Origin of the sequence: uncultured Mycobacterium sp., assembly GCF_964249325.1 — a bacterium.
Taxonomy (GTDB): Bacteria; Actinomycetota; Actinomycetes; order Mycobacteriales; family Mycobacteriaceae; genus Mycobacterium.
In genome coordinates this window covers 3,125-14,376 of record NZ_CAXUCH010000104.1, presented here as the reverse complement: position 1 = coordinate 14,376, position 11,252 = coordinate 3,125, and the positions used below count along the sequence as shown (strand labels likewise).

9 protein-coding genes and 1 pseudogene (1 of these 10 cut by a window edge) are annotated in these 11,252 nt (G+C 66.6%); 3 read left to right on the top strand and 7 right to left on the bottom strand.

From position 1 onward, the window contains the following. Positions 1-105 precede the first annotated feature (105 nt). Genes ACFE99_RS14270 through ACFE99_RS14255 form a run of 4 tightly spaced genes read right to left on the bottom strand, consistent with a single transcriptional unit; the run spans position 106 to position 5,122 of the window. Positions 106-1,743 carry a dipeptide ABC transporter ATP-binding protein gene (locus ACFE99_RS14270; protein WP_375486314.1) on the bottom strand — a complete coding sequence of 546 codons (1,638 nt, stop codon included), beginning with the start codon at positions 1,741-1,743 and terminating at the stop codon, positions 106-108. After that, positions 1,740-2,597, bottom strand: coding sequence for an ABC transporter permease (locus ACFE99_RS14265; protein ID WP_375486312.1), 858 nt, complete (start codon positions 2,595-2,597; stop codon positions 1,740-1,742). Before ACFE99_RS14265 ends, ACFE99_RS14270 begins: the two co-directional genes overlap by 4 nt. After that, positions 2,590-3,516, bottom strand: a complete 927-nt coding sequence (locus tag ACFE99_RS14260) for an ABC transporter permease (protein WP_375486310.1) — start codon at positions 3,514-3,516, stop codon at positions 2,590-2,592. Before ACFE99_RS14260 ends, ACFE99_RS14265 begins: the two co-directional genes overlap by 8 nt. Before the next feature lies 1 nt (position 3,517). Continuing rightward, the gene (locus tag ACFE99_RS14255) at positions 3,518-5,122 is read right to left on the bottom strand and encodes an ABC transporter substrate-binding protein (protein WP_375486308.1); all 1,605 of its coding nucleotides are present in this window, start codon (positions 5,120-5,122) and stop codon (positions 3,518-3,520) included. Positions 5,123-5,163: 41 nt separating this feature from the next. Between ACFE99_RS14255 and acs the strand changes: the two genes are divergently transcribed. After that, positions 5,164-7,122, top strand: a complete 1,959-nt coding sequence (acs, locus tag ACFE99_RS14250; protein WP_375486306.1) for an acetate--CoA ligase — start codon at positions 5,164-5,166, stop codon at positions 7,120-7,122. 36 nt (positions 7,123-7,158) lie between these two features. Here the strand turns inward: acs and ACFE99_RS14245 are convergent, their stop codons facing one another. Next, the gene (locus ACFE99_RS14245) at positions 7,159-7,872 is read right to left on the bottom strand and encodes a S1 family peptidase (RefSeq protein ID WP_375486304.1); all 714 of its coding nucleotides are present in this window, start codon (positions 7,870-7,872) and stop codon (positions 7,159-7,161) included. A gap of 176 nt (positions 7,873-8,048) precedes the next feature. Here ACFE99_RS14245 and ACFE99_RS14240 point away from each other — a divergent pair, with 176 nt between their 5' ends. Together ACFE99_RS14240 and ACFE99_RS14235 are read left to right on the top strand one after the other, a co-directional pair. After that, positions 8,049-8,591, top strand: coding sequence for a phage holin family protein (locus ACFE99_RS14240; protein WP_375486302.1), 543 nt, complete (start codon positions 8,049-8,051; stop codon positions 8,589-8,591). Beyond that, complete coding sequence (locus ACFE99_RS14235) at positions 8,592-9,551, top strand: alpha/beta fold hydrolase (RefSeq protein ID WP_375486300.1); 960 nt, start codon at positions 8,592-8,594, stop codon at positions 9,549-9,551. Here ACFE99_RS14235 and marP read toward each other — a convergent pair. Beyond that, a complete protein-coding gene (marP, locus tag ACFE99_RS14230) occupies positions 9,544-10,734 on the bottom strand; it encodes an acid resistance serine protease MarP (RefSeq protein ID WP_375486298.1) in 1,191 nt (396 codons plus the stop codon). The genes ACFE99_RS14235 and marP overlap by 8 nt on opposite strands. 5 nt (positions 10,735-10,739) lie before the next feature. Continuing rightward, positions 10,740-11,252 (bottom strand): annotated as a pseudogene (locus ACFE99_RS14225) (NUDIX hydrolase) (it continues 221 nt past the right edge of the window).

Sequence of the window (11,252 nt, the reverse complement as noted above, 5' to 3'; positions counted from 1 at the left end):
CGATCGCAAGCGCGGCGAAGCCGGGTGCAGCGGGTCGCCGCCATTGGACCTAGCGGCGATCGCAAGCGCGGCGAAGCCGGGTGCAGCGGGTCGCCGCCATTGGACCTAGCGCGCCGGTGCGCCGGGGATTGCCGCCAGCAGCTCGCGGGTGTAGTCGTGGCGTGGTCGGGTGAAGACGTCTTCGGTCGCTGCGTGCTCGACCACCCGGCCGTCGCGCATGACCATAACTTCGTCGGCGATCTGGCGTATCACCGCCAGATCATGGCTGATGAACACAAAGGTCAGGCCGAGGCGGGCCTGCAGGTCAGCGAGCAGGTCCAGTATCTGGGCTTGGACCACGACGTCAAGGGCCGAAACGGCCTCGTCGCACACCAGCACCTCGGGGCGCAGCGCCAGCGCCCGGGCGATCGCGACCCGCTGGCGTTGACCACCCGACAGCTCGCGCGGCAACCGGCCCAGAAGCGACGCCGGCAACGCCACCTGGTCGGCTAGCTCGCGCACCGTGTGAGCGCGTTGCCGACGGTCACCGATCCGGTGGATACGCAACGGTTCCTCGATGGCCCGAAACACCGAGTACATGGGATCCAAACTGCTGTAGGGGTTTTGAAACACCGGTTGCACACGTCGGCGGAACTTGACCGCCCAGCGCCGGTCCAGCGTGCTGATGTCCTGGCCGTCGAAAAGCACCGTGCCCGACGTCGGTCGCAGCAGCCCAAGCACCATTCGCGCCACAGTGGACTTGCCCGAACCTGATTCGCCGGCAATCCCCAGCGTGGTAGCTCGCCGCAGCCGAAACGACACCGCGTCAACAGCACAGAACTCCGTATGCCGCCACGGCGCCCCGCGCGATACCCGGTAGACCTTGGTCAACTCGGTAGCGACCACCACCTCGTCGACCGGCCGACCGGCGTGTTCTGCCGCTTCGTGCACCACGTGCTGACGAGCTTGCTCAGCGGACGCGGTGCGCGGCGTCAGTGACGGTGCCGCATCCACCAGCCGTCGGGTGTAGTCGTGTTGCGGATCCGCCAGGATATCTTGTGCAGCACCGGATTCCACGACGACACCGCGGTGCATGACGACCAGATGCTCGGCGCGTTCGGCGGCCAGTGCCAGATCGTGGGTGATCAGCAACACCGCGGTGCCGCGCTCGCGGACGAGGCGCTGCAGATGATCGAGCACCTTTCGCTGCACGGTCACGTCCAGCGCAGAGGTCGGCTCGTCGGCGATCAGCAGGCGCGGGCGTCCGGCCAAGCCGATGGCGATCAGCGCGCGCTGACACAGGCCGCCGGAGAGCTGGTGCGGATAGCGCCGCGCCTGGTTCGCCGGATCCGGCATACCTGCCTCCGCGAGCAGGTCCACGGCGCGGGCATTCGTGACGTTGTTGGCACGCAATGCTTCTCGTACCTGGAAGCCGACCTTCCACACCGGGTTGAGGTTGGTCATCGGATCTTGCGGCACGAAACCGATCGCCCGGCCCCGGATCGACCGCAGCACCGGCGGAGCAGCCGCTGCCAGATCCAGCCCGTCGAAAACGATGCGGCCTCGGCTTATTCGGCCATCGGTGGGCAGCAACCCGAGAATCGCGGCAGCAGTGGTGGACTTCCCTGAGCCGGATTCACCGACCACGGCGACAGTCTGCCCGTGGTGGACCGCTAACTCCACGCCCCGAACCACGGCATCGTCGTCGCCGAACCTGACTTCCAGGTCCTCGACTGCCAGCAGCGGCGATTCGCGGCCGGTCATGACCGCGGATCCAAGGCGTCGCGCAGCGCGTCACCCATCGCCATGAAGGCCAGCACGGTGAGCGCCAGTGCGCCGGCGGGATAGAACAAGATCGGTGAGCCGGCCCGCAGCCGGACCTGCGCGACGTTGATGTCGCCGCCCCAGGACACCACCGACGGCGGCAGCCCCACACCGAGGTAAGACAACGTCGCTTCGGTCACGATGAAAACCCCCAGCGCGATGGTTGCGACCGCGATCACCGGACCGATGGCGTTGGGCAGCGCGTGGCGCACCAAGATCCGAAACCTGCTGAGCCCCATCGCCTCAGCGGCCAGCACATAGTCGCTGGCTCGCACCTGGATGACCGCGCTGCGAGCGATGCGCGCGATCTGCGGCCAGCCGAACAATGCCAGGATCGCGATCACCGTCCACACCGTGCGGTGGTGCATGACCTGCATGAGCACGATGGCGGCCAGCAGCAGCGGTATCCCGAAAAAGACATCGGCGACCCGGGACACCGCGGCGTCGAGCCAGCCGCCGTAGAAACCGGCCAGCGCGCCCAGCGCGCCGCCGACGACGAATACCGCGAGGGTGGCGCCCAGGCCGACGGTGATCGATGCACGCGCTCCGTAGACGGTGCGGGCGTAGATGTCGTGGCCTTGCAGGTCGGTGCCGAACCAGTGCGCCGCCGACGGGTTCAGCAGGCTCTGGTCGGGGTCGGCGTACGTGGGATCGATGCCGGTGAACAGCCACGGGAACGCCGCCGCCACCGCGATGAGAACGATCAGCGCTGCGGCGACGAGGAACTTCGGACGTCGGCGCAGACCTTGCCAGGTGTCGCGCCAAAAGCCATGGCTTGCAACCCGTTCAGCCATAGCGGATCCTGGGGTCCAGTGCCGCGTAGAGCAGATCCACCCACAGATTGGTGATGAGGTAGACGACGACGAGCACCGTCACGATCGACACCACGGTCGGCGCCTCCTGGCGGGTGACCGCCTGATAGAGCACACCGCCGACGCCGTGGATGTTGAAAATGCCCTCGGTCACCATCGCCCCGCCCATCAGCGCCCCGAGATCCGCGCCGAGAAACGTCACCACCGGAATCAGCGAGTTGCGCAGAATGTGCACGGCGACGACCCGGGGTCGGGAGAGCCCCTTGGCCGTCGCGGTGCGCACATAGTCGGCATAGGCATTGGCGGCCACCGCCGATCTTGTCAACCGCACCACGTAGGCAAACGACACCGAGCCCAGCACGATGCCCGGCATCAGCAGCCGCGTGAACGTTGCCTGATCCCCCACCGTGACCGGAGCGATCCCGAACCGGACACCGAATAGGAACTGCGCCAAGAAGCCCAGCACGAAGATCGGGACCGCGATGATGACCAGGCTGGCGATCAGCACCCCGGCGTCGAAGATGCCGCCCTGACGTAAACCTGCGATCACGCCGAACCCGATGCCGAGGATCGCCTCGACCGCCAGCGCGATCCACGCCAACCGAATCGTTACTGGAAACGCTTGGGCCAAAACAACACTGACGGGCAATCCGGAGTAGGCGCGCCCGAAGTCGCCGCGCAGGATGCCGCCGAGGTAGTGCACGTACTGCAGCCAGAACGGGTCGTCGAGGTGGTATTGGGCGCGCAGCTGTGCCGCCACCGCGGGACTCAGCGGCCGGTCCCCTCCCAGCGCGGCTACCGGATCGCCGGGCAGCAGGAAAACCATGCCGTAGATGAGCAGGGTGGCGCCGAGGAAAACGGGGACCATCACCGCGATGCGGCGAACGATATAGGCGCCCATGTCAGGTCTTGAGGATGTGTTCGTAGTCGGGCAGTCCGTTCCAAGTGAGGTTCACGTTGCTCACCGCGGGCGAGTGCCCGGCCGCGTTGATGGTGTACCACAGTGGCACAACGGGCATGTCGTGCAAGAGGATTCGCTGAGCCTGGTTGCTAAGCGCATAAGATTCCGGCAGACTGGGCGCGGCCTCGGCTTTGGCCAGCGCCGCGTCGAAGTCCGGGTTGGAGTAGCCGACGTCGTTGGCGCTGGCCCTGGTGACGAACAGCGGCGCAAGGAATTGCAGCATCGACGGGTAGTCGCCCTGCCAGCCGGCGCGAAACGCGGTGGTGATGCTGCGGCCGGTGATCTGGGTGCGAAACCCGGCGAACGTGGGCTGCGGCGCACCGACCGCGTCAATGCCCAAGTTGTTTTTGATGCTGTTGGCCACCGCGTCAACCCATTCCTGGTGGCTACCGTCGGCGTTGTAGGCGATCGCGTAGCGGCCGCTCCATTTCGAGATAGCGTCGGCCTGCGCCCAGAGTCGCCGCGCTCGGTCGGGGCTGAAATCTAGCGCGTCGCTGCCTTCGATGTTCGGGTCGTATCCGGGCAGTGAGCTAGCGGTGAACTCGCGGGCCGGCGCTCGGGATCCGGCGAAGATCTGCCGGCAGATCTGGGCACGGTTGATCGCCGACGACAAGGCGAGCCGGCGCAGCCGGCCTTCTTCCCCACCGAAGTGCGGCAGCCGCAGCGGCGTGTCGAGTGTCTGGTTGACCGCCGCGGGACCGGTGACGGCGCGGTCGCCGAGGTCTTTGCGGTAGACCGGCAGCACGCTGGTCGGAATCGTGTCCAGCACATCGAGGTTGGCCGAAAGCAGATCGGCGTAGGCGGTGTCGAGGTTGGCGTAGAACGTGAAACGCAGGCCCTTGTTCTGCGGTGCGCGGTTGCCGTGGTAGCCGGGATTGGGCACCAGGTCGACTTTCACGTTGTGCTGCCAGGAATCGCCCGCGGCCAGCTGGTACGGGCCATTGCCGATCGGGTGCTGCCCGAACGCGGCCATGTCCTTGAACGCCCCAGCCGGCAGCGGGTAGAACGGTGAAAACCCAAGTCGGAGTTTGAAATCGATGGCTGGCGCCTTGAGCCGCACCGTGAACTCGTGGTCGTTGACCACCTTGAGCCCGGCCATGGTGGTCGCGGTCGGATTCGGCGCGGCCAGCTCGTCGAAGCCGGTGATCGGGCTGAAGAAGCTCTGTTGCAGTTGGGCATTGGTCACCAGCGCGCCGTAGTTCCAGGCGTCGACGAACGAATGCGCGGTCACCGATGATCCGTCGCTGAAGGCCCACCCGGGTTTGAGGACGATCCGGTAGTTGACGTTGTCGGTGGTCTCGATCGACTGCGCGACCTCCAGCGACGGTTTGCCTTCGGCGTCATAGGACATCAGACCGGCGAACAGCCGATCCAGGATGCGGCCGCCGTTGCTGTCGTTGGTGTTGGTCGGAATCAGCGGGTTCTGCGGTTCTCCGCCGTTGACGACGACCACGTCAGGGCTGACGCCGCCGCCGCTGCAGCCGGTGAGTACCGCCACCAGCAGCCCGGCAGCGATGACCGCTGCCACGCGGATCGGATGCGCCATGAGGCCGACCCTAGAACCCTCGACCCGATTAGGCTCGAAACGTGACCGAGACGCACGCCCCGTCAACCTCGTCGTATCCGCCGCCGGAGGACTTCGCCGAGCAGGCCAACGTAACCGACGACGTCTACCGCGAAGCCGAGGAAGACCGACTGGCGTTTTGGGCCAAGCAAGCCAATCGCCTGTCCTGGGCGACCCCGTTCGAGCAAGTGCTGGACTGGTCGCAGGCCCCATTCGCCAAGTGGTTCGTCGGCGGCAAGCTCAACGTCGCCTACAACTGCGTCGACCGCCACGTCGAGGCCGGTCACGGCGACCGCGTCGCGATCCATTGGGAAGGCGAGCCGGTCGACGACAGCCGCACCCTGACCTATTCCGACTTGCTCACCGAGGTGGGCAAAGCGGCCAATGCGCTCACCGACCTCGGCCTGGTGGCCGGTGACCGGGTCGCGATCTACATGCCGATGATTCCCGAGGCGATCGTGGCGATGTTGGCCTGTGCGCGGCTGGGCATGATGCACAGCGTCGTGTTCGCAGGATTTACCGCGAAGGCGTTGCAGGCGCGGATCGCCGATGCCGAAGCCAAGCTGCTGGTCACCGCCGACGGCCAGTTCCGCCGCGGCAAACCGACACCGCTGAAAGAATCCGCTGACGAAGCGGTTGGTCAGCCGGACAGCCCCATCGAGCACGTGTTGGTGGTGCGACGCACCGGCATCGACGTTCCGTGGACCGAGGCCCGCGACCTGTGGTGGCACGACGTCGTCGACGCCGCGGCAGCCGAGCACACCCCGCATCCGTTCGACGCCGAGCAGCCGCTGTTTTTGCTGTACACGTCGGGCACCACCGGTAAGCCCAAGGGCATCATGCACACCAGCGGCGGGTTTCTCACCCAGAGCTCGTACACGCACTACGCCGTCTTCGACATCAAACCGGAGACGGACGTGTTCTGGTGCACCGCCGATATCGGCTGGGTTACCGGGCACACGTACAGCGTCTACGGTCCGCTGTCCAACGCTGTCTCGCAAGTCATTTACGAGGGCACTCCCGATACCCCCAACCAGCACCGGCATTTCGAGATCATCGAGAAGTACGGCGTCACAATCTATTACGCCGCGCCGACGCTGATCCGCACCTTCATGAAGTGGGGCCGCGAGATTCCCGACGCCCACGACCTGTCCAGCCTGCGGCTGCTCGGGTCGGTCGGCGAACCGATCAACCCGGAGGCCTGGCGCTGGTATCGCAACGTCATGGGCGGCGGTCGAACCCCCGTGGTGGACACCTGGTGGCAGACCGAGACCGGGGCGGCGATGATTTCACCGCTGCCGGGAGTGGCTGCGGCCAAACCGGGTTCGGCGATGCGGCCGCTGCCCGGGATTTCGGCCAAGATCGTCGACGATCAGGGCAAGCAACTCGACCCCGGGCCCGACGAGGGTGAGCATGTCACCGGCTACCTGGTGGTGGATCAGCCCTGGCCGGCCATGCTGCGCGGCATCTGGGGCGACCCGGACCGCTACCGCGAAACCTACTGGTCCCGGTTCGCCGAGCAAGGCTGGTATTTCGCCGGCGACAGCGCCCGCTACGACGCCGACGGTGCCATCTGGGTGGTGGGCCGCATCGACGACGTGATGAACGTGTCCGGGCACCGGATCTCCACCGCCGAGGTGGAGTCGGCGCTGGTCGGCCACTCGGGTGTGGCCGAGGCCGCGGTGGTCGGCGCCACCGACGACACCACCGGCCAGGCCATCTGCGCGTTCGTGGTCTTGCAGGCCGACCAACCCGAGGAGGTGGGCGAAGAGATCATCGACGAACTGCGCTCCCAGGTGGCCCGCGAGATCTCGCCGATCGCGCGGCCGCGCGAAATTCACGTGGTGCCCGAGCTGCCGAAGACCCGCAGCGGCAAGATCATGCGCCGATTGCTGCGCGACATCGCGGAAAACCGCGAGCTCGGTGACACCTCGACGCTGCTCGACCCGGGCGTGTTCGACGCGATCCGCGCCGCCAAGTAGACCGCCGAGCTCGGCTGAGTAGCCCGCCGAGCCGGGTTAAGTGGCAGAAGGCGTCCCGACTGGGACGAACCCGGCGCCGGGCCGGCCCTTGGCGGCAAGATCGGCCAGCACCGCGTTGATCGATACCACGACAGCCGGGGTGTGCAGCGGAATGTATTTGGTGATGCAGCCGGGCAAGTTTTCGCTGAAAGCACCGTGGATCATCCCGACCAGCGCGCCGTTGGCTGTTACCGGTCCCCCTGAGTCGCCGGGCTGACCGCATAACTGGGCCACGAGGGTGCCGGGATCTTGGCCCGGACCGAACGTGACACCGCACGACTCGCCCGTGGTGCGACCGTCTTTGCAGACCACCTGGCCAACGGCCGGATCGGGTCCGATGCCGTTGATCGCAAAGTTATTGAAGTTCGCCACCGGCGTCACCTTCGCCGGGTCGAACCGGATGACCGCGTAGTCGAGGCTGTCGTTGCCGGCCACCATGGTGCCCACCGTGCCGCGATCTTGGGCCGCCTCCGCGGCGACCACGGCGCCGGGCCCCCCGCAGTGCGCGGAGCTGAAACCGGTCAAAGCGCCGGTGTTGTCGGTACCGATGCTGGTCAGGGTGCACGTTGAGTCGCCGTTGACGACGATGCCCGCGCCCCCGCCGAGCGGAACCTTCTCGTCTGCAGCCTTGCTAGTCGCGGCCGGGCCGGCCACCATTAGCACGACCATGGCCACCATCGCCGCCATGACACGGCGGTGCGCGCTCTGCAAAGCAACACTCCCGTCGATGAGTCCGGGCCCGAATCCCGAACGCTGCGCCAGTCTAGCGTGACCACCATGCGCACCGTGCCGTCTGCGGGTTCTCATGCGCTGTTCGACTGGGCTCGTCTGATATCGCACCGCATGGCAACATGAACCGCGACAGCAGCGAACCGGGAGGACCGCGTGTGAGCAAGGGCGACCGTAAGAACTCCGGGACCGATGGTCAGCGCAAGGGTGGGGTGCCGAGCACGTTGACCACGATTCCCTTGACGGATCCACACGCCGCAGCCGGCGAGCCGTCGATCGGCAACCTGGTCAAAGAGGCGACAACCCAGGTATCCACGCTGGTTCGCGCTGAGGTCGCGCTGGCTCGGGCCGAGATCACCCGCGACGTCAAAAAAGGCCTCACCGGTAGCGTCTTCTTTATCTCGGCGCTGGTGGTGCTGTTTTACTCGACCTTCTTTTTCTTCTTCTTTGTCGCTGAGCTGCTCAACACCTGGCTGTGGCGGTGGGTTTCGTACCTAATCGTGTTCGGGATCATGGTCCTTGTCACCGCAGTGCTCGCGCTGTGCGGTTACCTGAAGGTCCGCCGCATTCGCGGACCGCGGCAGACAATCGAATCGGTCAAAGAAACGCGCACCGCTTTCACGCCCGGCCACGACAAAGCCGAACACCGGGCACTGAATCCGCCCCACGGCGGCATGCCCGCTGACCCCTCGGGTTGGTAGATGGCGCCACCGGATCCGTCGGTAACCCGTATCGACGGGCCATGGCGCCATCTGGACGTGCACGCCAACGGCATCCGGTTCCATGTTGTCGAGGCAACCGCAGGTGACGCGACCACGCCGCCGTCAGCGCGGCCACTGGTCATCCTGCTGCATGGTTTCGCCTCGTTCTGGTGGTCCTGGCGTCATCAGCTGCGTGGGCTGAGCGGAGCTCGCATCGTCGCGGTCGACCTGCGCGGCTACGGTGGCAGCGACAAGCCGCCTCGCGGCTATGACGGTTGGACGCTCGCCGGCGACACCGCGGGACTGATCCGCGCCCTCGGGCATTCCTCGGCGACGCTCGTCGGTCACGCTGACGGCGGGCTGGTCTGCTGGGCGACCTCGGTGCTGCATCCGAGGCTGGTGCGCGCCATCGCGGTGGTCAGCTCACCGCATCCCGCGGCACTGCGAAGGTCGGCGCTGACCCACCGAGATCAGGCTCGCGCGCTGCTGCCGACGCTGCTGCGCTACCAGGTGCCGATCTGGCCGGAGCGTGCGCTGACCCGACACAGCGCCGAGGAAGTGGAACGGCTGGTGCGCAGCCGCGCCTGCGCGAAATGGCTTGCCTCCGAAGACTTCTCCGAAACGATCAGCCATCTGCGGCTGGCGATCCAGATTCCGTCGGCCGCGCACTCGGCACTGGAATACCAGCGTTGGGCCGTGCGCAGCCAGCTGCGCGACGAGGGCAGGCGGTTCATGAGGTCGATGAAACGACCGGCCGGCATCCCCATCTTGCACTTGCGCGGCGACGCCGATCCCTACGTGCTGGCCGACCCGGTGGAACGCACACAGCGCTATGCGCAGCATGGCCGTTACGTATCCGTCGGCAGCGTAGGGCATTTCGGCCATGAAGAGGCGCCGGACGAAGTCAACCGGCATCTGATGCGGTTTCTCGAGCACGTGCACGGACCCCGGATCAGGTGACGCAGGCCCCCGTGCCGACCGCCTGGGTGTCGCCGATCCTGGCCAGTTGACCAGCCACCTCTTTGGCCGTCAACACAAAACCAGTGTCAGGGTCGTCGACAGCGGCGCCGAAAACGACGCCGAGCACGTTGCCGTTGAGGTCGATCAGCGGTCCACCCGAATTCCCTTGTTCCACAGTGGCTCTGATCGTGTACACCTCGCGAGTGACTGTTGCGTTGCGGTAGATGTCGGGACCGCTGAGCTCGATGATCTCCCGAATCCTGGCCGGGGTTGCCACGAAGTCACCGCCGCCGGGATAACCCGTCACAACTGCGTCGGTACCGGTTTTCGCCGCGGTGTCGGCGAACGCCAGTGGCCCGGCCGCCAAGTTGGGCACGGCGAGGATGGCGATGTCGACCGACGGGTCGTAGGACACCACGGTGGCGTCATAGGGAGTGCCGTTGGCGGCGACGGTGACATTATTAGCGCCGGCCACCACGTGCGCGTTAGTCATCACTCGCTGCGGAGAAAGCACAAATCCGCTGCCCTCCAACACTTTCTGGCAGCTTGGGGCGATGGCACGCACCTTGACCACACTTGGTTGAGTGGCCGCGACCACCGGGTTGTTGGCCAGTGCGGCGTCCGGGGTCGCGACCGCGACGACCGGGGTGCGGCTGAACGGTTCCAGCACCGCGGGCAGCCCGGAGGTGTTCAGCAGCGACGACATTCGCTTGGGCACCGTCTTGAGCCAGTTGGGGGCGACCTGGTTGACCTGAGCCAGCACCCGCGAACCGCGGACGGCGGCGGCCAGGGCCGGCTGGTCCTTCGACTGGGTCAGCGGTGTGGCCAGCAGCCAGGCCGCGACCAGCACCACCACCAGCTGTAGGGCCACTCCCACGACGGAATCGAAGAACCGGATCGTTCGGCTGCGGATCGCGCCGCGCACCGCGCGGCCCAGCACCACACCGGCCACCTCGCCGACCACGACCAGGGCCAGGATCAAAAACAGCGCGGCGAACAGCTTGGCCCGCGGGGCGCTGATATGCGTGACTATGTGCGGGGCCAGCAGCACACCGGCGACCGCCCCCAGCATCACACCGACGAACGACAGCAGCGAGCCCAACGCGCCCGAGCGCCAGCCCGAGACCGCGGCGATGAAGGCGACCGCCAGCACGGCGATATCCAGCCACTGTGACGGCGTCATCGAGTTCATCGCGGCGCCCCGTCTTCACCGCCGACCAGTGCCATCGCCTCGTCCAGCTCCCGCACATTGGTGGTGTCCCACGGTTGCGCCCAGCCGGCCACATCGAGCATCGCCGAAATCACTTGGCCAGTGAATCCCCACACCAGCATTTCGTTCAACAGGAACGCCGGACCGGCTAAGCGGCGGCTGAAGGTGCTGCGATACACCATCAGCCGATTGGCCGGGTTGATGAAGGCCCGCACCGGAACCCTTGCCACAACCGCGGTTTCGGCCTCGTTCACAACGGCGACCGGTCCCGGGTCGGGTGAGTAGGCCAGCACGGGGACGACGTGGAAACCCGACGGCGCGATGAACGTTCGCTCCATCGTCGCCAGCGGATGAAGCCGGCTGGTGTCGATACCGGTCTCTTCGCGGGCTTCCCGCAGGGCGGTCGCCACCGGCCCGTCGTCGTCGGGATCGGATGCGCCGCCGGGAAATGCGGCCTGGCCCGCGTGGTGACGCAACGTCGAAGCGCGCAC